Annotated in this window: 24 protein-coding genes; 11 read left to right on the top strand and 13 right to left on the bottom strand. The window is 69.1% G+C overall.

Features of this window, described 5'->3' with window-relative positions; all coding sequences use genetic code 11:
• Positions 1-141 precede the first annotated feature (141 nt).
• The 8 genes from RUR_RS03285 to RUR_RS03320 form a co-directional block, all read right to left on the bottom strand.
• Positions 142-699, bottom strand: coding sequence for a YceI family protein (locus tag RUR_RS03285; RefSeq protein ID WP_283133339.1), 558 nt, complete (start codon positions 697-699; stop codon positions 142-144).
• Entirely contained in the window at positions 696-1,568 is an 873-nt protein-coding gene (locus RUR_RS03290; RefSeq protein ID WP_283133340.1) for a sulfurtransferase, read from the bottom strand. The genes RUR_RS03285 and RUR_RS03290 overlap by 4 nt, the downstream gene beginning before the upstream one ends.
• Positions 1,553-2,338, bottom strand: a complete 786-nt coding sequence (locus RUR_RS03295) for an MBL fold metallo-hydrolase (RefSeq protein ID WP_283133341.1) — start codon at positions 2,336-2,338, stop codon at positions 1,553-1,555. The genes RUR_RS03290 and RUR_RS03295 overlap by 16 nt, the downstream gene beginning before the upstream one ends.
• Complete coding sequence (locus RUR_RS03300) at positions 2,338-3,690, bottom strand: amidohydrolase family protein (RefSeq protein ID WP_283133342.1); 1,353 nt, start codon at positions 3,688-3,690, stop codon at positions 2,338-2,340. The genes RUR_RS03295 and RUR_RS03300 overlap by 1 nt, the downstream gene beginning before the upstream one ends.
• A 5-nt stretch (positions 3,691-3,695) precedes the next feature.
• A complete protein-coding gene (locus RUR_RS03305; protein WP_283133343.1) occupies positions 3,696-4,418 on the bottom strand; it encodes an ABC transporter ATP-binding protein in 723 nt (240 codons plus the stop codon).
• A gap of 106 nt (positions 4,419-4,524) precedes the next feature.
• Positions 4,525-5,274: an ABC transporter permease gene (locus RUR_RS03310; RefSeq protein ID WP_283133344.1), complete on the bottom strand. Its 750-nt coding sequence runs from the start codon at positions 5,272-5,274 to the stop codon at positions 4,525-4,527.
• Positions 5,271-5,972 (bottom strand): ABC transporter permease, encoded by a 702-nt coding sequence (locus RUR_RS03315; protein WP_283133345.1) that lies wholly within the window; start codon positions 5,970-5,972, stop codon positions 5,271-5,273. Before RUR_RS03315 ends, RUR_RS03310 begins: the two co-directional genes overlap by 4 nt.
• A gap of 44 nt (positions 5,973-6,016) precedes the next feature.
• Positions 6,017-6,979 (bottom strand): ABC transporter substrate-binding protein, encoded by a 963-nt coding sequence (locus tag RUR_RS03320; protein WP_283133346.1) that lies wholly within the window; start codon positions 6,977-6,979, stop codon positions 6,017-6,019.
• A 398-nt stretch (positions 6,980-7,377) separates the two neighbouring features.
• On the opposite strand from RUR_RS03320, the gene RUR_RS03325 reads away from it, so the two are divergent.
• The 7 genes from RUR_RS03325 (at position 7,378) to RUR_RS03355 (ending at position 12,370) form a co-directional block, all read left to right on the top strand.
• Positions 7,378-8,487, top strand: coding sequence for a CaiB/BaiF CoA transferase family protein (locus tag RUR_RS03325; RefSeq protein WP_283133347.1), 1,110 nt, complete (start codon positions 7,378-7,380; stop codon positions 8,485-8,487).
• A complete protein-coding gene (locus RUR_RS03330; protein WP_283133348.1) occupies positions 8,484-9,350 on the top strand; it encodes an amidohydrolase family protein in 867 nt (288 codons plus the stop codon). The genes RUR_RS03325 and RUR_RS03330 overlap by 4 nt, the downstream gene beginning before the upstream one ends.
• Positions 9,343-10,182: a DODA-type extradiol aromatic ring-opening family dioxygenase gene (locus RUR_RS03335; RefSeq protein WP_283133349.1), complete on the top strand. Its 840-nt coding sequence runs from the start codon at positions 9,343-9,345 to the stop codon at positions 10,180-10,182. The genes RUR_RS03330 and RUR_RS03335 overlap by 8 nt, the downstream gene beginning before the upstream one ends.
• The gene (locus RUR_RS03340; RefSeq protein ID WP_283133350.1) at positions 10,179-10,496 is read left to right on the top strand and encodes a hypothetical protein; all 318 of its coding nucleotides are present in this window, start codon (positions 10,179-10,181) and stop codon (positions 10,494-10,496) included. Before RUR_RS03335 ends, RUR_RS03340 begins: the two co-directional genes overlap by 4 nt.
• Before the next feature lie 77 nt (positions 10,497-10,573).
• A complete protein-coding gene (locus tag RUR_RS03345; protein WP_283133351.1) occupies positions 10,574-11,218 on the top strand; it encodes a hemerythrin domain-containing protein in 645 nt (214 codons plus the stop codon).
• An 85-nt stretch (positions 11,219-11,303) separates the two neighbouring features.
• Complete coding sequence (locus RUR_RS03350) at positions 11,304-11,588, top strand: DUF2218 domain-containing protein (RefSeq protein WP_283133352.1); 285 nt, start codon at positions 11,304-11,306, stop codon at positions 11,586-11,588.
• Positions 11,588-12,370, top strand: a complete 783-nt coding sequence (locus RUR_RS03355) for a dioxygenase family protein (protein WP_283133353.1) — start codon at positions 11,588-11,590, stop codon at positions 12,368-12,370. The genes RUR_RS03350 and RUR_RS03355 overlap by 1 nt, the downstream gene beginning before the upstream one ends.
• A 21-nt stretch (positions 12,371-12,391) precedes the next feature.
• Here RUR_RS03355 and RUR_RS03360 read toward each other — a convergent pair whose 3' ends face one another.
• The 4 genes from RUR_RS03360 to RUR_RS03375 all read right to left on the bottom strand — a co-directional run bounded on the left by RUR_RS03360 (position 12,392) and on the right by RUR_RS03375 (position 16,347).
• Positions 12,392-12,574, bottom strand: coding sequence for a hypothetical protein (locus RUR_RS03360; protein WP_283133354.1), 183 nt, complete (start codon positions 12,572-12,574; stop codon positions 12,392-12,394).
• Between the two features lie 397 nt (positions 12,575-12,971).
• Positions 12,972-14,801, bottom strand: coding sequence for a DUF4082 domain-containing protein (locus RUR_RS03365; RefSeq protein WP_283133355.1), 1,830 nt, complete (start codon positions 14,799-14,801; stop codon positions 12,972-12,974).
• A gap of 506 nt (positions 14,802-15,307) precedes the next feature.
• A complete protein-coding gene (locus RUR_RS03370; protein WP_283133356.1) occupies positions 15,308-15,514 on the bottom strand; it encodes a DUF397 domain-containing protein in 207 nt (68 codons plus the stop codon).
• A complete protein-coding gene (locus RUR_RS03375; RefSeq protein ID WP_283133357.1) occupies positions 15,511-16,347 on the bottom strand; it encodes a helix-turn-helix domain-containing protein in 837 nt (278 codons plus the stop codon). Before RUR_RS03375 ends, RUR_RS03370 begins: the two co-directional genes overlap by 4 nt.
• A gap of 168 nt (positions 16,348-16,515) precedes the next feature.
• Between RUR_RS03375 and RUR_RS03380 the strand changes: the two genes are divergently transcribed.
• The 3 genes from RUR_RS03380 to RUR_RS03390 all read left to right on the top strand — a co-directional run bounded on the left by RUR_RS03380 (position 16,516) and on the right by RUR_RS03390 (position 18,001).
• Positions 16,516-16,917 (top strand): ATP-binding protein, encoded by a 402-nt coding sequence (locus tag RUR_RS03380; protein WP_283133358.1) that lies wholly within the window; start codon positions 16,516-16,518, stop codon positions 16,915-16,917.
• A gap of 87 nt (positions 16,918-17,004) precedes the next feature.
• Complete coding sequence (locus RUR_RS03385) at positions 17,005-17,274, top strand: metal-sensitive transcriptional regulator (RefSeq protein WP_283133359.1); 270 nt, start codon at positions 17,005-17,007, stop codon at positions 17,272-17,274.
• Between the two features lie 241 nt (positions 17,275-17,515).
• Positions 17,516-18,001: an adenylyltransferase/cytidyltransferase family protein gene (locus RUR_RS03390; protein WP_283133360.1), complete on the top strand. Its 486-nt coding sequence runs from the start codon at positions 17,516-17,518 to the stop codon at positions 17,999-18,001.
• Between the two features lie 6 nt (positions 18,002-18,007).
• Here RUR_RS03390 and RUR_RS03395 read toward each other — a convergent pair whose 3' ends face one another.
• Positions 18,008-18,868, bottom strand: a complete 861-nt coding sequence (locus RUR_RS03395; protein WP_283133361.1) for an LLM class F420-dependent oxidoreductase — start codon at positions 18,866-18,868, stop codon at positions 18,008-18,010.
• A 171-nt stretch (positions 18,869-19,039) separates the two neighbouring features.
• Here RUR_RS03395 and RUR_RS03400 point away from each other — a divergent pair, with 171 nt between their 5' ends.
• Entirely contained in the window at positions 19,040-21,154 is a 2,115-nt protein-coding gene (locus RUR_RS03400) for a heavy metal translocating P-type ATPase (RefSeq protein ID WP_283133362.1), read from the top strand.
• Positions 21,155-21,322: the final 168 nt, after the last annotated feature.

Raw genomic sequence — 21,322 nt, forward strand, 5'->3', positions numbered from 1 at the left:
GCCAGGTGTGGGCCGACGGCCGGACGTAGCGCGACCGGCCCTAAGGTCCAGCCGTACTCGCACCCAGGATCGGAGAACCCCGGAGGAAGCCCCGGGCCTACCACGTGGGGGCCGGGCCGGTGAGGGCCGGCCGTACCGGGATCAGTCGACCTTTCGGGTGGAGCCCGCGGGCAGGCCCTCGGCGGTGATCTCGATGTCGATGCGGCTGCCGACGGCCATGCCGCCGGCCTCCAGGACGCGGTTGAAGGTGAGGCCGAACTCCTCCCTGATCAGGGAGGCTCGGGCGAAGAAGGCCGTGACCGGGACTCCGCCGTCGGCGTGGGCGCCCAGGAACTCGGCCTCCAGCGAGACGGGTCGCGTCACCCCGTGCATGGTGAGCACGCCGTCCACCCGGAAGGCGGAGTTCTCCCCGAGCCGGACCGCCTCGGACTCGTAGGTGATGACGGGATACCGGTCGACCTCCAGGAAGTCGGCGGAGCGCAGGTGGCCGTCGCGCTTGGCGACCCCGCTGTTGATGCTCGCCGCGTCGATGGTCACCGAGAGCCGGGACCGCTCCAAGTCGGGGGCCACCTCGAACGAACCGGAGATGGCGTCGAACCGGCCGCGGACCCGGGAGACGACCAGGTGGCCGACGGTGAAGATGATGCTGGTGTGCCGGGGGTCGAGCTCCCAGACACCGACCTCGGGCCAGTCGCTCATCGGGTCTCCCTTTCGATCGGGGAGCCCACGATGCTCCCCCACTCGGTCCACGAACCGTCGTAGACCCTGACGTTGTCCCAGCCGAGGACCTGGGTCATGGCGAACCAGAGCATGCTGGCCCGGTGGCCGAGCCGGCAGTAGGCGACCACCACGGGGGCCTGGTCGGGTGCCGCCCCGGCCGCCCGGAAGATCGCCTCGAGTTCGGCCGGCTCCTTGACGGTGAACCGCCCGCTCGCGACGTCGACCAGGTCCCGGAAGTACAGGTTGACCGCGCCGGGGATACGGCCGTACCGCTCCGCGCCGTGATCGAAGCCCTCCCCGGGCTTGACCCGCTCCCCGCGATACTCCTCGGGGTACCGGCCGTCCAGCAGAAGGACCTCCGGCTTGCCGACGAGCCCGAGCAGTTCCTCCCGCCGGATCCGGGTGGAGTCGTCCCGCCGGGTACGGGAGGGGGTATACGACACCGATGCGTAAACAGGGATGTCCGTGGTCAAGGCATACCCCGATGCCTTCCAGTTGGCCCGGCCGCCGTTGAGCACCCGGACGTCGGCGTGCCCGTTCAGCACCTTGTACACCCAGTAGCCGTACATCGCGAACTGTCCGCGGCCGCTGTACAGCACCAGGGTGGTGTCCGGGCCGACGCCGAGGCCGCCCAGGATCTCCGCCATCTGCTCCGGGGTGACGAACTCCCGGATGTCGGCATCCCAGAACAGGTCCTTCCAGAACACATGCCGCGCACCCGGGATGTGCCCCGCGGAGTACTCGTCCACGTCGGGCTCGTACTGAACCTCGACCACGACCGTCTTGCCGTCGTCCAGCCGTTCCGCGAGCCAGTCCGGGCTCACCAGCGCGTTCACAGCGGCTTCCATTGCCGTCTCCCCTCATTCTTGATCACATGTCCGAGGCTCGGATACGGGAAGTGTCCCAGCCCCACGAGTGTCCCGTCCCGCTCCACCTGCTCGAAGACCCGCTCCCGGGACTCGACCGCCAGCTCCGGGTTCCAGTCGAACCGCTGGATCCAGCCCGTCTCCTCCAGCACGTGCGGGTGGTGGGCCAGGTCGCCCAGCAGGAAGCATCCCGCATCCAGCAGGAAGCCGGTGTGCCCGGGGGTGTGCCCCGGCATCGCCACCGCCTTCAGCGACGACGTCACCGCGTGGCCGTCCTCGATGAGCTCCAGCACCCCGAGGTCCTCCAGCGGCATCGCCTGCTGAACGATGTTCGGGTGCTTCTCCGGCAGCGCCTTGTAGTGCTCCCAGTCCGCCCGGGGCACCAGGTAGCGCGCCTTGGTGAAGCGCGGCCGCACCCGGTCTTCCAGGATCAGGTTCCAGCCGATGTGGTCCGGGTGGAGGTGGGTCATCGCCACCAGGTCCACGTCGCCGGGCCCGATCCCGACGGAGGCCATCTCCTCCAGCAGGTTGCAGTCCCGGTCCAGGCCGCCCGGCGGGCCGGCGTACGGGCCCCAGCCGGTGTCCACCAGGGTCACCGTGGAACCGGTGATCACCAGGAAGCCGCCGAAGTTGAGCAGGCACTCCTCCTGTTCACCGCCCACCTCGGGGAAGTGCCACCCCCAGTTGAGCGGGTGGTGCCCGTCCCGGAGCGCGACGACCTCGGAGTCGCCGATCTTCACGGAGAACGCCATCAGAACCCCGCCCTGCCGCAGAGCTCGGCCAGCGCCCGCTCCGCGTCGGCCACGACGGCCTCGGGGTCGACCGTGGTGAGCCTGCCGCCCCGCTTGAGCGCCCGCCCGTCCACCAGGACCGTGTCCACGTTCTCCGGCTGCGCCGAATGAACCACGGCGACCGCCGGGTCCACAACCGGGGCGAGGTTGAGCCGGTCGGTGCGGATCAGCACCACGTCGGCGCGCTTGCCCGGCGTCAGGGAGCCGGTGACCTCACCGAGCCCGAGCGCCTTGGCGCCCTCCAGGGTCGCGATCCGCAGCACGTCCCGCGGGGTGACCGCCTCGGCGTCCCCCCGGAGCGAGTTCGCGATGCCCAGCACCACCCGCATCGCCTGGAACGGGTCGGCCGACGCGCTGATCGCCGTGGTGTCCAGCGAGAGACTCACCGAGATCCCCGCGTCCAGCAGGTCCAGCAGCGGCGGGAAGCCCATGGCGAGGCGAAGCTCCGACAGCGGGCTGATCGAGACCGGGACGCCGTGCTCCGCCACGAGCGCCTTGTCGTGGTCGGGCAGGTAGAGGCAGTGCGCGAGCAGCAGGTCCGGGCCGAGCAGCCCGTCCTCGGCGAGGAGCGAGACCTGGTGGATGCGCGCCACCTCGGCGCGGGTGCCGGCGCAGTGCATGGCGATCGGCAGCCCCAGCTCCCGCGCCGCCGCGAACTCGGTCCCGGTGACCTCGCGGGAGGAGCGGGCCGGACCGCGGAGGTTGACCCCGACGCTCACCAGCTCGGTGGCCGAACCCATGATCCGTTTCACGTCGGCGAAGTCCATCGCCTCGTCGAAGCCCTTGCCCCGGTCCCCCATCAGCCGGCGCATCTCCTCCGCCGACATGGAGGGGTGGGCGGACGGCGCCCCGTACGAGAAGTGCGCCCGCAGGCCCAGCTCGTGGTGGACCTGGAGGTTGGTGTCCGCGTGCTCGGGGCCGAGGATGTTGTGCGCCCAGTCGTGCACGGTGGTCACCCCGGCGGCGATGCCCTCCGCCGCGGCGAGCCGTACGCCGAGGGCGGTGTCCTCGGGGGTGAAGTACGGGCCCAGCTTGCCCTTCCTGGCGAACCAGCCGTTCTTCGGCCCGTCGCCGATCACACCGCGGAGCAGGGTGCCCCACATGTGCCAGTGGGTGTCCACGAAGCCCGGGATCGCGATCATCTGAGTCGCGTCGATCACCTCGGCGCCCGGGGCGTCGAGCCCGGCTCCGACCGCGACGATCTCACCGTCGCGGATCTCGATGTCGGCCCCGGCGAGGTCGCCGAGATCCGGGTCCATGGTCAAGGCGTGCGCGCCTTGGATGAGCAGATGCATGTCAGTCCTGGAGGTCATCGGAATCACTCGGAGAAGGACGAGTTCTGGTCGCCTTTGAGCAGGCCCCAGATCTCGTGTCTCAGCTCGACGAAACGACCGTCCCCGCGGACGGTGTGCTCGTTGCGGGGGTAGCCGAACGGCACGTCGAACTCCGCGGAGATCCGGCCGGGGCGGGCCGAGAAGACCGCGATCCGCTGGGAGAGGAAGATCGCCTCGTCCACGCTGTGGGTCACGAAGACGACCGTCTTGCCGGTGAGCTCCCAGATCCGCAGCAGCTCGACCTGCATGAGCTCACGGGTCTGCGCGTCCAGCGCGCCGAAGGGCTCGTCCATGAGCAGGATGTCGGGGTTGACGGCGAGCGCCCTGGCGATCCCGACCCGCTGCTGCATACCGCCGGAGAGTTCGTGCGGATGGTGCTTCTCGAACGCCGAGAGGCCGACCATCTCGATGTACTTCCTGGCGGTCGTCTCCCGCTCGGCGCGCGAGGAGACCGTGGTCTCCAGGGGGAAGCAGACGTTGCCGAGGACGCTGCGCCAGGGGAAGAGCCGGAAGTCCTGGAAGACGAAGGCCCGGTCCCGGCCGGGACCCTTGATCGCCTTACCGCCGACCCGGATCTCCCCGTCGGTGATGGGGATGAGCCCGTCCAGGCACTTGAGCAGTGTGGTCTTGCCACAACCGCTGGGGCCGAGAAGGCTGACGAAGCCACCCGGGGCGATCGTCAGATTCACGCCTTGCAGAGCGTTCACGACCTTTCGGTCGCGACGTTTTCCTGAGACGTAGGACTTCCCGACCCCATCTATCTCGATCTTCGATGTACTCATGGGGGTTGTTCGCTCCACTCGAGGGGGTTTTCTACGACGTCACGGCTACCGGACGCCAAGAGGAGAGTCTGCGATCGAGATAGCCGACCGCACCGGTGAGCACGGCGCCGACCAGCAGCGCGATGAAGGCGACGGCGAAGACCTCGTCCGCGTCCAGCCGGATCCGGGCGTCCTTCAGCAGTGTCCCGAGCCCGTTGTAGCCGACGAGGAACTCACCGACGATGACCGCCATCAGCGCCCGCTGGACGCTGATCCGCAACCCGGTCGCGATGAACGGCAGTGAGCCGGGGAGCAGGATCTTGATGAAGAAGTGCCACCCCGAGATGGAGTAGGCACGCGCCACCTGGTCGTAGGTCCGCACCGTCTCCTTGGTACCCGCCGCGGTGGGGAACACCAGCATGATCGCGGTGGCGATGATGATGGTGGCGATCAGGAAGCCTTCCTCGATCCCGAACCAGATCACCAGGAGCGGAACCAGCGCGATGATCGGCACGGAGTACTTCGCGATCAGATACGGCTCAAGGATCACCGACATGATCCGATAGCGCCCGATCAGGAAGCCCACGAAGACCCCGATGACGATCGAGAGGACCCAGCCGATCAGCATGGTGCCGAGGGTGATCAGGACCAGCCCGATCAGGCCGCCTTCGGTGGTGAGATAAACGATCTCCCCGACCATGCGGGTGGGCGAGGAGAGGAAGTCTCCCTGGAAGGCGCCGACGATCTGCCAGATGATCAGGAAACCCGCGACCCCGGAGGCCGGGAGGAGGTACTTGTTCATCGGGACACCTGCCAGGGGGTGAGCCGGGTCTCCAGCTGACGCAGGCCGAGGTTCACGGCGAGACCGACGACCATGACGGAGAAGAGCGCGGCCATCAGCTCGGCGGTCCGGAAGTTGGAGCCGAGATCGTAGATCATGCCGCCGATTCCGTTGGCCTCCAGGAAGAAGCCCGCCAGAACCACGCCCACCAGCGCGTACACCAGGCCCAGGCGAAGACCCGTGATGATGTACGGCCGGATCGCCGGCATCACCACGGTGCGCAGCGTCCTGCCCTGCGGCACGCAGTAGGCCCGCGCCACGTCGACGTACTCGCTCTCGACGCTCTTCACGCCGTTGCGCACGGTGAAGAAGATCTCGAAGAAGCTGAACGCCATGATCAGCATGACCTTGGCGACGTCCTGCAGCCCGAACCAGAGGGCGATCAACGGGATGAGCGCGACCCGCGGCATCAGGAAGAGGGATCCGAACAGCGGGGAGAAGAGCTGGTCGAGCTTTCGATACCAACCGAACAGAACACCGAGCCCCACCCCGAGCAGGGCGGACAGCACCATCGCGACGGCCACCTGAACGGCGGACTGACCCCAGGCGGTCTGGAGTTCACCCCGCTCGATCAAGGCGATCAACGCGTTGACCGTCCGCTGCGGGGTGGGCAGGATCGCCGCCGACATCTGCTGCGCGACCAACTGCCAAACCAGCAAGAGAGCACAGAAGGTGGCGATCCTTACCAGCCAGTCGCGTACCATTACTTACTTCCCAGGAACTGCACTGCGGCCTTCTGGTAGTCGAAGGTCACCAGATCGGTGCAGGCGAACCGCTTCTTCAGCACCCCGAACTCCAGGGACGTGGCCAGGGTGTAGTCGCACATCTTCTGGTCGAGGCTGCCGTTGACCGGCCAGGAATCAAGCTCGGTGACGAGGTTCGCGTAGTTGGCCTCCGCGGCCTCGGGGGTCAGCCCCTCGATCTTGGCCTGCGCGAGCGCGACCCACTCGGCCTTGCTCTCGTGGGTCCACCGGTCCGCCTTGATCTCGGAGATGGCCAGGGCCATCGCGATGTCCCGGTTCTCGGCGAGCCAGGCGCGGCTCACCGCCCAGACGTCGTTGAGCTGCGGGTTGGCCTCCCAGCCCTTGCAGACCGTGGTGTAGGTGCCCGGCTTCTTCAGGTCGAGCTCGATCTGGCGGAAGGTCGCCGACATACCGCCCGAGAGCTTGCCGCTCTCCATCGACTCGACGATCTGCCCGATGTTGCCCAGGTGCAGCAGCTGGGTGTCGGTCTTCACGTCGAGGCCCGCCGCGGCGAAGCACTTCTGCGCCGTCTGGCCGACGATCGAGCTGAGGTTCTGGGACACCGCGAACGGCTTGCCCTTCAAGTCGGCGAGGGTCTTGGCGGGGGCCCGCGCCGCGACGAGGAAGGCGTTCTTCTGGTCGTTGCCCGCAACGGCGATCAGATCGGCGCCGGCCTCGACCGCGGCGGCCATGCCGCCGAGCGAGACGTGCCCGATCTGGACCTGACCGGAGATGAGCGCCGCGTTCATGGGCGAGGAGTCCATGAGGCGGAAGTTGACCTTGACGCCGAAGTCGCTCTGCAGCAGCTCCAGCGTCTTGTACATCCCGGTCAGGGTGGGGTTGGGGAATGCTGCACTGGCGATCGAGAGCTCCTTGCCCTCGACTTTCGCCTTCAGCTCCTCGACTGACGCGGGAGCCGTCACGGCGGTCGGAGCCGCCTTGGCCGCGTTTGGTTCAGTGGCGTCTATATTGTCTCCACACCCTGTTGCAAGCAGGGTGGCGAGACCGAGGAAGGCGCCGAGGACCGGCCGACCCACCTTCCTCCGCGTTGACGCGACGCCAGTTGGATACATTGACCGTTTTTTCAGGTGCCACATACACTATTCCCTATTTAACTTGTAGGAAAATCGGGTCTTAAGATGGCATAAATCGTGTGAGCTGGCAATTGCCCAGGCTACAGAAGATTGGCGGGAAGGAACACCGTTTGAGATGAAGCTGTGGCCGACGGACAGAGAAGATCCACTTCTCCCCCTCTGGGCACAGATGTGTCATGTCGTATACTGAATCCAATTTTCGCCAGGGTCAATCAGCTGAGGTGCAAATGGCAGGTCCACTGGCAGGGTTGATCGTCATCGAACTGGGGCAGTACATCTCCGGCCCGTACGCGGGCAAGTTGCTCGCCGACCTGGGCGCCGACGTCGTCAAGGTCGAATCTCCCGACGGCGATCCCATGCGCCGCTGGGAGGGTGGCGGCGAACGCCCGTACAGTCCGCAGTTCGGGGCGTACAACCGTGGCAAACGATCAGTCGTCCTAAACGTGAAAACCCCCGAAGGTCTTGAGTCGCTCCTGCGGCTCGCCGACGGCGCCGACGTTCTGATCGAGAACTTCCGGCCCGGCGTGGCCGACCGGCTCGGCTTCGGCTGGGACGTGCTCAAGACCAGGAACCCCCGTCTCGTCTACTGCTCCATCACCGGATTCGGGCCCGGCGGGCCGTACGCCCGGCGTCCCGCGTACGACACCGTGATCTCCGCCCTCGGCGGCATGTACGGCACGCTGGTCCCGCTCGAATCCCCCCGGCCGCTCGGCCCGGCCTTCTCCGACCTCCTGTCCGGCATGTCGGCCATGCAGGGGATCCTCGCCGCGCTGTACGCCCGCGGGGAGAGCGGCCCCGGCCGGCGGGTCGAGGTCTCCATGCTCGGCGCGCTCGTCGACTTCCTGGTGGAACCGGTCTCCACCTACCTGGACACCGGCGCGGTGATGCAACCGGGAACCCGGGCCGCCCGCGCCCAGGCCTACGGGTGCGTCGGCAACGAGGGACTCCCCTTCGTCGTCCACCTGTCGGTCCCGGAGAAGTTCTGGCTCGGCCTGCTCAAGGTGATCGACCGGCCGGACCTCGCGGACGACCCGCGGTTCGCCACCCGGGAGCAGCGCTACCGCAACTACGACGCGCTGGACGCGATCCTCAAGGAGGAGACGGCCAAGCGGCCCCGGGACGAGTGGTTCGAACTGCTGACCGCGGCCGACATCCCGCACGGGCCGCTCAACACCGTCGCCGACCTGGTCCGCGATCCCCAGGTGGTCCACATGGGGCTCATCGAGAACAACGTCCCCCGTCCGGGCACCCGGTTCTCCACCCATGACCGCCGCATACCCCGGGGGGAACCCGGACCCGCGCCCGCGCTGGGCGAGCACAACGAGGAGGTGCTGTGATCAAGGATCTTGTGGCCATCGACGTCCACACCCACCCCCAGACCGAGGAGTTCCTCGCGGCGATGGGCCGGCGACGCGGCCAGATGGGCACCCACTTCGGCAAGGAGCGCGTCCCCGTCTCCTTCGCCGAGCAGGCCGACATGTACCGGGACCGGCGCATGATGGCCGTGATCGTCAACTCCGACGACGAGACCCAGTCGGGGGTGCGCGGCGCCCCCAACGACCTGCTCGGCCGGGCGCAGGCCGAGCACCCCGACGTCTTCATCGCCTTCGCCGGGATCGACCCCTGGAAGGGCAAGGCCGCGATCGAGGAGATCCGGCGCTGCCACGGGGAGTACGGCATCAAAGGCGTGGGCGAGCTCAACCCCGGCCGGCAGCGCTTCCTCCCGAACGACCGGCGCTTCTACCCGATCTGGGAGGTCTGCGCGGAGCTCGGGCTGCCGGTGATGTTCCACGGCGGCTTCCTCGGCGCCGGGGCGGGCAGCCCGGGCGGCATGGGATACAAACTGGAGTACGCCAGGCCCATCCCGTACCTGGACGACGTCGCCGCCGACTTCCCCGAGCTGAACGTGATCAGCGCCCACCCGGCCTGGCCGTGGCACCTGGACAACCTCGCGGCCTGCTGGCACAAGTCCAACTTCTACATCGACCTGTCCGGCTGGGCGCCCAAGTACTGGCCCGCCGAGGTCGTCCGGTACGCCAACAGCATCACCACCTCCCGCATGCTCTTCGGCACCGACTGGCCGGTCCTGGACACCGACCGCTGGATGAAGGAGTTCGACGAGCTGGGCTTCAAGGAGACCTCCCGGCGCAAGATCCTGCTGGACAACGCGCTCCGCCTGTTCGGACTGGCCGATGTCTGAGCTCGTCGGCGTCTACGGGACGACCCACAACCCGCTGCTCTGGCGGCTCCTCGGCGGGGAGAGCGTCCCCGCCGACCTCCGCCCCACCCTGGACGGATTCCTCCGGCTCCGGGAGAGCATCGCCGAGGCCAGGCCCGACGTCCTCGTCGTGGTAGCCACCGACCACCTCACCCAGTGGTTCTACGACAACATGCCGTCCTTCCTGATCGGCAAGGAGTCGACGATCCCGGCCACCTTCTGGAACGAGGAACGGGAGTTCGGACTGCCGCAGGCGACGCTCAAGGGCGACCGGGACCTCGCCCGGGACCTGCTCGGCGGGGGCATGGAGCGCGGAATCGACTTCGCCGCGTCCGACGACTTCCGGGCCGACCACAGCATCCTGCTCCCGCTGCTCTACCTCACCCCGGAGCTGGACATCCCGATCGTCCCGGTCTTCACCAACTGCATGGCGCCGCCCCTGCCGAAGGCCTCCCGGTTCTTCGAGGTCGGTACGGCGATCCGCCAGTCGATCCTGGATTCGCCGCTGGACCGGCGGGTCGCCGTGGTGGCGAGCGGGCACCTGGCCACCGAGGTGGGCGGGCCGCGGCACTTCGCCGGCTCCCCCGACCGCGCCTTCGACGAGGAGGCGGTGGGCTGGATGCGCGACGGCGACGTGGAGAAGGCGATCGCCTCCCTCACCTACGACCGGATGCGGGACGCCGGCAACGTCACCCACCAGTTCCTCAACTTCCTGGTGACGATGGGGGTCGCCGAGGGCGCCCCGGCGAGCTACGCCGACGGGGCCCACTCCCGGTTCGCGACCTCGCCCTTCTTCGAATGGCGGATGTCGTGAGCATCTACGCGATCAACCATTTCATGCGGGACGTCAACATGGAGCGGGACTGCCACCGCGCCTACCTGGCTGATCCCCCCGGCTTCGTCGCCTCCTGGGTCGCCGCGGCCGGACCCGCCTCCGCGCTCACCGCGGAGGAGCGGGCCGCCCTGGAGCGGCGGGACTACGGCGCCCTGTACGGCCTCGGCGCCCACCCCTATCTGCTGTGGAGTTTCGCCGAGGCGGTCTGGGTCCCCGAGATCACCCGCCCTGAGCTGGTCGAGGACTACCGGGTGAAGGCCCGGGCCCACGGCTACCCGGACTGCGCCACCTGAGAACCCCCCGCACGTGATCGCCGGGCGGAAGACTCCGAGTCGCCCGGCGATCACCCTCCACTAGAGTCTGGGACACCATGGCACAGATCCTCGATTCAGCCGGGGAGGTCACCCCGGCGTCGATGTTCCTCCTCATCCACCACGGGCTGCGCAGGGACGCGGCGCGCTATCCCGCCGCCGTCGCCGCGCTCGGCCCCGCGGACGGGGAGGCCGCCGCCGAGCTCGCCGGGAGCTGGGCCTTCTACGCGGACATGCTGGACCGGCACCACCGGCTTGAAGACGACCTGATCTTCCCGCTCCTCCTGGCCGAGGAACCGGCGCTGGCCGGCGTGCTCGCCCGGCTGGACGCCGAACACCACGAGCTCGACGTGCTGCTCGCCGAGGTCGCCCGGGTCCTGCCCGCGCTGCCGGAGCCGGGCGGGGTCCGGGAGGGGGTCGCGCTGTTCACCCGGCTCAAGGACCTGCTCGACGCCCACCTCGACACCGAGGAGGAGCATCTGGTGCCGGTGATGAACGAGCGGTCGGCGGACGGGCTGCGGCTGGGTGATCGAACGCCGCCGCCCCCTCCGGCGGAGGCGTTGCCGTGGATCGAGGACGGCCTCGACCCGGCGGTCGCCGAACGGGTCTTCGCCACGTTGCCGGAAGGCCTGCGGGCCAGGCTGCCCGAGTTGCGGGCGGAGTACCGCCGGCGGAGCACGTTTCTCCGCGAACACCCCAGGTGATTGCGGGGCGGAATTTCTCCGCCCGTCGCCCTGTTACGGGATGCGTAGAGAGTATTGAACGCTCAACTACTTCCCGGAGGCAGGCATGTTCAACTCCACGGCGACGGTGGTCACCGACGCGCCCGCGCGGTACGCCAAGCAGCTCGCCGCGCACCTCGGCCGCAAGCTCACGGTGGAGGACACCGAGACCGGGCGGCGGCTGGTCTTCGAAGGCGGGGCGGGCTTCCTGGAGCCCGGGACGGACCGGCTGGTCATGCGGGCCGTCGCCGAGAACGCCGATACCCTCGCCGTGATCGAGGACGTCCTCGGCCGACACCTGGAGCGGTTCGGGCAGCGGAGCGAGCTCACCGTGACCTGGGAACGTGCGTGATGACCGGGAGGATGCCCTCGATCTACCTCAGCCACGGTGCCCCGCCGCTCGCCGACGACCCGGTGTGGACCCGCCAGCTGGCCGAATGGTCCGCCGGCCTGCCCCGCCCCCGTTCCGTCCTCATGGTGTCCGCGCACTGGGAGGAGGCACCGCTCACGCTCGGGGCGACGAGCACCGTGCCCCTGATCTACGACTTCTGGGGCTTCCCCCAGCGCTTCTACCAGGTCCGCTACGAGGCGCCCGGCGCCCCGGAGCTCGCGGACGACGTCCGCAAACTCCTGTGCTCCCCGGCGATTCCGGTGCACGACGAACCGGCCCGCGGGCTGGACCACGGGGCCTACGTCCCGCTGGCCGAGATGTACCCCGAGGCCGACGTCCCGGTCCTGCAGGTCTCGATGCCGACGCTCGACCCGTCCGCCCTCCTGGAGATCGGACGTCGGCTCGCCCCGCTCCGGGACGAGGGGGTGCTCATCGTCGGCAGCGGCTTCACCACGCACAACCTCAGCGCGTTCAACCCGGCGCTCGGATCGGGGGGAACCCCGCCCACCTGGTCGTCGGAGTTCGATGAATGGGTGGACCGCACCGTCGCCGCCCACGACGTGGACGCGCTCCTCGACTTCGGGCACCGCGCGCCCGCGGCCCGGATGGCGCATCCGCGCACCGAGCACTTCGCCCCCCTCTTCGTGGCGCTGGGCGCCGGAGTCGACGACCTGCGCACCCAGGACGCCGTGATCGACGGCTACTGGTACGGGTTGGCGAAGCGCTCCTTCCAGTTCAACTGACGGTACGGGCCCGCGGGCCGGTCAACGGGACTCGATGACACTCGCGGGCTGTGCCCGTACCGGCTCCGGACCGATCTCCCGCACCGGAAGCGGCGCAGGCGCCTGCTGAGGCTCGGGAGTCGTGGCGCACGAGCAGAGCCCGTGGCGCAGGATCTGCCTGGCCCGGGCGAGCGTGTAGTCGGCGGTTGTTCTTGCGGGGCGCACCCCATTACACATTTGGCATAACACTCCCTAATCCTCCCTCCATAACAATCGATACACCAGGGCATGTCCTCGCCGGATCCCGGCTTCCCGCCACGGGCGCCGGGATCCGCCGTGTGCCACGGCATCCCGTGCCACCACCGGTGATCCGGGACCCGGGAGATCAAGGTCTACGGCGCCCTCGGCGATTCCCCGCAACCACTCGCGCGCCGTCGGCGAGACCCTATGCGCTCCCCGGTCCCGACGGGAGACGAAAGGGATATCCGGCATGGGTGACCCGGTCCCATCCCGCCTTGTACGGACACGTCGGGGCCGAACCGCCGCCGTACCGGCTCCGGCCCGCAAGAAAACGGCGGGTGGTCCGGATCGATCCGGACCACCCGCCGCGGTTGACATCCGATCAGGGTGAGGTCGCCTTGGGGTTCGGGTCAGGGGTCTCGGACTTGCCGTCGGGCCCGATGGTCACACCGGTGTCCTCCCAGACGTTGCCGCTCCAGACGTGCCCGGGGGCGCCCTCGTCGAAGTGCGCCACCGGCCCGTAGGCCCCGCACTTGGCGAAGACCGCGCTGCTGAAGACGTTGTCCTTGATCACAACATTGTACGGGGCGTAGGCGTGCCCCGCGTGCTTGGCCCCGCCGTAGATGCAGTATCCGCCGCCTCCCAGCAGGTTGCCCTCCACCCGAACATCGTGGATCGGGCCGAACGCCGCGCCGAGGATGATGGCGCTGGTCTCGTAGCCGGGGTTGATCACGGTGTTGCCGCGGATCAGCAGCGACCCCTTCGCCTTGGACCCGTTGTTCTGGATTCCGTCCACATGGTCGGTCGAGTCGACCCGCTTGAGGGAGTGGATGTAGTTGCCCTCGACCACCCCGTTGGAGGTGGTGACCCCGGAGTTGCTGGTGCCGTGGATGTTGTTGCGGCGTACGAAGATCGCCCCATCCCCGGCGTTGCTGATGCCGATGCCGAGGCGGCTCCCGTTGCTCCCGATCTCGCAGTTCTCCACGGTGAGGCCCGTGAACCCGTCGCGGAGCTGGATCGCCCAGTAGCCGTCGACGATCATGCGGCAGTTGCGGATCGTCACGTTGTTGGCGTAGACGTCCAGGCCGCCGGTTATCTCGACCCCGTCCAGGACCTTGCCGTTCTCCCGGATCTGGCCACCGGGGATCTTCTTGAGCGTGCCCGCGGCCGGGCCGGTGTTGGACTCGTTCGGGAAGTCACCCGAGGGTGGGACCGGGTTGTTCGTCGGCGGCTCCGTCGAGGGAGTCTCGGTCGGCGTCTCCACCGGCGGCGACGGCTTCTCGGTCGGTTTCTGGGTGGGCTTCTCGGTCGGCGTCTGCGCCGGGGGCGAGGGCTTGGTGGTGGGCTTCGCGGTCGGGGTCTCCTCCGGATCCCTCGGCAGCGTCGGATTCTCGGTGGGCTCGGTGGGCTTGACCGTCGCGGTCGGCGACGGCTTGACGGTCGGCTTGGGGGTCACCGTGGGCCGGGGGGCCTCGGGGACCTGGGTGGACGGGGCGCTCGGGCTGCCGGTCGGAGCCGGGACCGTACGGAGCGTCTTGTACCGGAAGACCAGGTCGACGTAGTAGTTCATGTTCGACCGGTGGGCGTTCGCCGGGAACCGGCTGGTCTTGCCGTAGGCGAAGACGCCGTTGCCGCCGGCGGGAGCCGTCAGGGGCCCGGCCGTGTGCGGACTGTTGAAGAAGTCCCGGGACGCGACGTAGGTGCCGTAGGTGGTGTGGTAGGAGACGGTGTAGACCCGTCCGGCCTTGATGTTCACCGGGGTGGCGAACGCGGCCTGCTGCCAGCCCGACTTGGTCTCGCGGCCGAAGTTCACCCGGCCGAGCACCTTGCCCTGGGCGTCCCAGAGTGTCCCGACGTGTTTGCCGCGCTCACCGGAGGCCTTGTAGAACCGGATCGCGGTGACGGCGCCGTCCCGGTCGGGGGTGAACTTGACCCCCAGCTCGACGGGGGCCCGGTCCGCGTTCTTGCGCGCCTTGACCTGGCCCGCGGGTTCCCAGAAACTGGCCTCCAGGATCTCCTCGACCGAAACCGGGACCGGGGCCACCGGGGCGGTCCCCTCCGGCTTGGGCGCGTTGCGCAGCGCCCAGATCGCCACCGGGACCGTCACCACCAGCAGGGCACTCGTCAGCAGGGCCGCCATCGTCGTCCGGGAGACGCGGCGCCGTGGCTCGCGCTCGGGACCGTCGTGGCGGTGATCGTTCGTTGAACTCATGAGCGGACCTCCGCGCCAGTGGCGCTCGGTTCATCAATGTCTGGCGGTATCGCTTGTCGGTAAGTCTGTGCGGGGCCAATGTTACGGCTGAGGCACGATCCCACAAGCCAAACGAGCCAAAGCAATCACTATTTAAGGACTTAATCGGTGATTCGGCCCACCGGTACCCACCAAATATCGCCGTGCGCGTTCACCTGGTCTCCTCCGGTGACGACACCTCCTCCGGCACCGGCGCGCGTCCCGGCCGGAGACAGCGTCCCGGCCGGAGATAAACGTGGCGAAGCCCCGCAAACCCGAGGCGAGGCGCCGATCACCGCCGTCGTCCGGCGGGTGGGCTCCCGCGTGGCACGACGACGGTGGGGCGAACACCGGCGCGACCCTTCCGACCCGGAGTTCCGGCGACACGGCGTACAGTCGTTCCAGGACCGGTGGTGTGCGCTTCTCCCGCACACCACCGGTCCTGTTTCCGGTGCTTCCCCGCCGGGAGTCCTCCGCGGCCGACCGGGCTACGCCGTCAGGTCGAACTCGCCGTCCTTGACGCCGCCGACGAACGCCTCCCATTCACGGGGCGTGAACACGAGCCGCGGGCCGTCGGGGTCCTTGGAGTCGCGGACCGCCACCACGGTGCTGCCCACGATGACCTCGACGCACTGATTGCCCTGCGTGTTCGACCGGCTCGACCGGCGCCACTGCGTGCCGGGGTTGTCGCTCATGTCATCTCCTTCTCTACCGATTGGATCTTGGCGATTGACTGCTCGGGGCCGAGCGCCGCAGCCCTCAGGTGATCGAACACCTGCGTGTATCTGCTGATCAGCCCGGAGTCTTCCAGGTAGAGCTCACCTCCCATGTTCTCCAGGAAAACCACGTCGGGGTCTTCGGGGTCGGGGAACCCGAGGATCACCAGGGGGTTCCCCATGCCGAGATAGGCACCGACCTCGAACGGTACGACCTGAATCGTGACGTTCGGCCGGGCCGCCGTCTCCACCAGCTGGGCCAGCTGCTCAAGCAGCACCTCACGCCCGCCCACCGGCCGGCGGAGCACCGCCTCGTCGACGACCGCCCAGAGGGTGAAGTGCCCGGGGCCGATCAGCCGCCGCTGGCGCTCCATCCGCAGGGCGATCCGGCGCTCGATCTCGGTCGGGTCCTCCACGAGGGCCGCGCTCACCACCGCCCGCGCGTACCCCTCAGTCTGCAGCAGCCCGGGAATCATGAGCGGCTCGTAGTTGCGCAGCGAGGACGACTCGGCCTCAAGCCCGATGTAGGGCCCGGAGACGACGTCCCCGAAGGCGTGCCACCAGCCGCGCCGTCCCGCTTCCTTCGCCAGGTTGAGGAGTGCCTCACGTTCCGCCCCCTCCAGGCGGTACAGGTCGAGCATGTCCCGGATCGTCCTGCTCTGTGGGCGGGTGTGCCCCGTCTCGATCCGATACACGGTGGAGGGCGCGAGCTCCAGCCGTTCGGCCACCTCCTCGCGGGAAAGGCCCGACACCTTGCGGAGACGCGTCAGCTCACTGGCCAGACGCCGCAGCCGTACCGTGGGACTCGCCACAGGTCTCCCCCTTTGGAGGTGCATGATCGGCTCCCGGCAGTCGGCAGATACTTTGAAATATTGCGTCTGCAGTATTGCATTTTCTCGGCGGCCGGGTCACGATGGCTGAAGTCTGCCACGCCTGCCCATACCTGACGGCCTGTTGGATATACAGGGAGTGACCGCAGGATGACAATCCTTAACCTGTCGGAGAGAATTCCGGTATCGCACCGCTTCCCCGGGGCGTATCGGGATGTCGGTGCCGCGCGACGGTTCCTCGCGGACCTCCTCGGGCGGAACCATCCCTGCTTCTACGACGCCGCACTGCTCACCAGCGAGCTCGCCACAGTGATCATGTATCACGCGCAGATCTGCGTCTTCGGCCGGGACACCCCCGAGTTCACGGTGTCCGTCCGCGCCGAACCGGACTCCGTCGGCGTCACCGTGCTCTCCCCCGGCTGCGGATGCTGGGCCGTCCCCGGGGTCACCCTCGGCAGAGGACTCCACCTGGTCGAGCTCATCGCCGCCCGCAGCGGACTCGTGCGCACCCTGCCCGACCCCGGGGTCTGGTTCGAGCTCCGTGACCGGTAGCCCCCACAGGCCGCCGTCCCCACCTGCGGCGGGGCAGGTGGGGACGGCACACCGGTGGAGATTTACCCCCTCCGGTATAATCCGCCCATGGAGATGGGCCCTGCATTGACCGGAGAGGCGCTGGTACGACTGCGCCGCGCCCACGGGCAGCTCGCCGGTGTGATCAAGATGATCGAGGACGGCGGTGACTGCACCGCGGTGCTCACCCAGCTGGCCGCGGTCTCCCGGGCGCTGGACCGCGCGGGGTTCAAGCTCGTGGCGAGCGGGATGCGGCACTGCCAGGCCGCCCGCAACCGCGGCGAGCAGCCCCCCATGAGCGAAGACGAGCTGGAGAAACTCTTCCTCTCCCTCGCCTGACCCCGGCTCCGGGGCACACGTCCGGTACGGCGGGGGCGCGTGAGCCGGACGGCCCGTGCCGTCGTACGCTCTGAACCGTGCCGTCCGCCGCGACGCGGTACGGCGCGCAACCGCGACGTGTCCGTACCGGGCGACGATCCCCACGGTGGCCGGACCCGAAAGATACGGAATAGCGGAGACCGGCCGCGCGCTCTTTGGTTGACCGGGGATCGCACCTAGCCCATGCGGGGGGATCGGGAACATGGATGAGGCAGCGCTGACCAGCCGATGGTACGGCCAGCCGGTGCGGTCGCCGGGTTCGGTGATCGTGACGGGTGTGTTCGACCTCCTCCACGTGGGGCACGTCCGCTTCCTCACGGACGTGGCCGCACGCGGCCTCCCCCTCGTCATCGGGGTCGAGGACGACCTGCGGGTGCGCTCCTGGAAGGGCCCGGGCCGGCCCGTCAACACCGCGGACGACCGGGCCGAGATCCTGGCCGCCCTGCGCTGCACGGCCGGGGTGTTCGTGATCTCCGGTCCGCCCTCCTGCGCGGGATGGGGTGACTACGCGGAGCTGCTCCGCCCCCTCGCCCCGGCCGCGCTCGCCTTCACCCGGGGCGACACCTACGCCGACGCCAAACGCCGGGGGGCCGAGAGCCTCGGCGCCGAGGCGTGGGAGATCTCCCTCACCAAGGGGAGGTCCACGACGGCGATGCTGGACAGCCTGCTGGAGCTCACCGAGATCTGAGCGGCGTCACAGCCCGGCGACCGCGGGGATCACCTCGCGCCCGATCACCTCCACGGGGGTGACCCGCCAGACGTCCGCGACCGACCCGATCACGGTCTGGACGCCGCTCGCCGCCAGGATCCGCAGCTCCCGCACGATCTTCTTGGGGTCGTTCGCGTCGAAGGCGTACAGACAGGTCTTCTCGATCTCGTCGTAGTCGCGGCCCTCCCGCTCGCAGTGCGCGCGGAGCACCTCCAGCTTCCGGGCCAGCTCGGGGCCGGGGAACAGGTTGCACGCCTGGGCGTATCTGGCGACGAGACGCAGCGTCTTCTTCTCGCCGGCGCCGCCGATCAGAATCGGCGGATGCGGCTTGGTGAGCGGCGCTGGAACGCCCAGAGGCCGTTCCAGCCGATAATGCCTGCCCGCGTAGGGCCGCTCGTCGCCGAGCCACATCCGCAGGCAGATCTCCAGCGTCTCCTCCAGCCGCTCGAACCGCTCGGCGAGCGGGGGGAAGTCCAGCCCCAGTCCCCGGGACTCCTCCTCGTTCCAGGCCGCGCCGATCCCCAGCCAGGCCCGCCCGCCGGAGAGCACGTCGAGGGTGGAGACGATCTTCGCCAGGACGGCCGGCTGCCGGTAGATCGCCCCGGTGACCATGGTCATCAGCTTCACCCGCGAGGTGTGCGCGGCGAGGAAGCCGAGAGTGGTGTACGCCTCCAGCATGTCGTGCTCGGGCGGTCCCAGGTACCGGATCTGAAAGAAGTGGTCCATCAGGCAGAGGGAGTCGAACCCCGCCTGGTCCGCGGCCGCCGCCACCGCCGCCAGCTCGGGACCCAGGCGGGCGGGTCCGGTGGGCCAGGTGAAATCGGGGATCTGCAATCCGATCTTCATGTCCGCCTCCGTCGGCCGCGCCCGGTCTCCCGGTCAGGGTAGACCAGTGTCCCGCGCACCAGGCCTCCGATTCGCCCGGAATACCCCTGGGGGGTAATATGTTCACCACTGTGACGTGCTGATTCTTCGGCGCAGGTTTTTCAGTAGGAGGGGCGGACATACATGGACCACATGAGCCATCTGGACCATGACCCACACGCGGGGCACACAACCCACGGCCAGGCGCCGCAGGGGAAGGCCGCCCACGAAGGCCATGGCGACCACGACAAGCACGCCGGGCACGGTGCCCACGGGGAGGTCTTCCGGCGAAAGTTCCGGCTGAGCCTGCTCCTCTCCGTTCCGGTGGTGGGCCTCAGCCCCATGTTCGCCCACCTGGTCGGATACACCGTACCCACCTTCCCGCTCTCCACCTGGGTCGCCCCGGTGCTCGGCACGGTCGTCTTCCTCTACGGCGGCCTGCCGTTCCTCTCCGGGGCGAAGTACGAGATCTCCCGGCGCGAGCCGGGGATGATGCTCCTGATCTCCACCGCGATCAGCGTCGCGTTCGTCGCCTCCCTGGCCGCCTCCCTCCACCTCGCCTCACACCGGCTGGACTTCTGGTGGGAGCTGGTGCTGCTGATCGACATCATGCTGCTCGGCCACTGGCTGGAGATGCGCGCGCTCGGCGCGGCCTCGGGCGCCCTCGACGCGCTCGCCGCGCTCCTGCCCGACGAGGCCGAGCGGGTGACCGACGGCGGCGTCGAGCGGGTGCCGACCGGGGATCTGCGCGTCGGCGACCTGGTCCTGGTCCGCTCGGGTGGCCGGGTGCCCGCCGACGGCGTGATCTCCGAGGGGACGGCCGAATTCGACGAATCCATGATCACCGGGGAGTCCCGCGCCGTGGCGCGCACCCCCGGCGACCGGGTCGTCGCCGGCACCGTCGCCACCGACAACTCGGTCCGGGTGAAGGTGGACGCGATCGGGGAGCAGACCGCGCTCGCCGGCATCCGGCGCCTGGTCGCCGACGCGCAGGCCTCGCGCTCCCGCGGGCAGGTCCTCGCCGACCGGGCCGCCGCCCTCCTGTTCTACTACGCGGCCGGGGCGGCGCTGCTGACCCTGCTCGTCTGGTCGATCCTCGGCAACGGCGGCACCGCCGTCGAACAGGCCGTCACGGTGCTGGTCATCGCCTGCCCCCACGCGCTCGGACTCGCCATCCCGCTCGTGGTCTCCATCTCCACCGAGCTCTCCGCGGGTCAGGGCATTCTGATCAAGGACCGGAAGGCGCTGGAGCGCATGCGTGACGTCCAGGTCGTGCTGTTCGACAAGACCGGCACCCTGACCGAGGGACGGCCCACCGTCACCGGGGTCGCGCCCGCCGCCGGGTGGACCGAGGACTCGCTGCTCGCGGTGGCCGGAGCGGCCGAATCCGACAGCGAGCACCCCCTGGCCAAGGCGATCGTCGAAGCCGCGTCCACCCGCGGCGCCCTGCCCAAGGCGACCGACTTCCAGTCCATCACCGGACGCGGGGTGACGGCCCTGGTGGGCAGTGCCCGCATCGCGGTGGGCGGCCCGACCCTGCTCCGGGAGAGCGGGGCCGTCCCGCCCGAGGAGGTCCTGGCCCACGCCGACGAGTGGAAGCGCCGCGGCGCCGCGGTCCTGTACGTCCTCGCCGACGGCGCGGTCGCCGGCGCGGTCTCGATGGAGGACGGCATCAGGCCGGAGTCCCGGCAGGCCGTACGGGACCTGCACGCGGCCGGCATCCGGGTGGCGATGATCACCGGGGACGCCCGGCAGGTCGCCGAGGCGGTCGGCGCCGAACTCGGCGTGGACGAGATCTTCGCCGAGGTCCTGCCGGAGGACAAGGACGCCAAGGTCGCCGAGTTGCAGGCGCGAGGGCTCCGGGTCGCCATGGTCGGCGACGGGGTCAACGACGCGCCCGCGCTGGCCCGCGCGGACGTGGGCATCGCGATCGGGGCGGGCACCGATGTGGCCGTGCAGTCGGCCGGGGTGGTGCTCGCCTCGGACGACCCCCGTTCGGTGCTCGGGGTGCGGACGCTCTCCAAGGGCGTCTACCGGAAGATGCAGCAGAACCTGATCTGGGCGGCGGGCTACAACGTGGCGGCGGTCCCGCTGGCCGCGGGGGTGCTGGCCGGGGTGGGTTTCGTCCTCCCCATGGAGATCGGCGCCGTCCTGATGAGCCTCTCCACGATCGTGGTGGCGCTCAACGCCCAGCTGCTGCGCCGTCTGGACCTCCGCCCGAAGTCGGTCGCGGAGCCGGAGAAGGGCACCCACGCCCACTCAATGTGAAACGGCTCAATTTTGAATGAGGAGGCATTTCATCCACTAAAGCTACACCGCACGGCATTCGGCGCTCCGAATGTCGTGCGGTGAAGTGTATTTGATCTACCACCCCCGGAAAAACAGCCCCCCAGCTCCATTTATATACAGATTGTAACGACCTGAACACGACTCGAT

Origin of the sequence: Rhizohabitans arisaemae (genome assembly GCF_025996515.1) — a bacterium.
In the GTDB taxonomy this organism is placed as follows: domain Bacteria; phylum Actinomycetota; class Actinomycetes; order Streptosporangiales; family Streptosporangiaceae; genus Rhizohabitans; species Rhizohabitans arisaemae.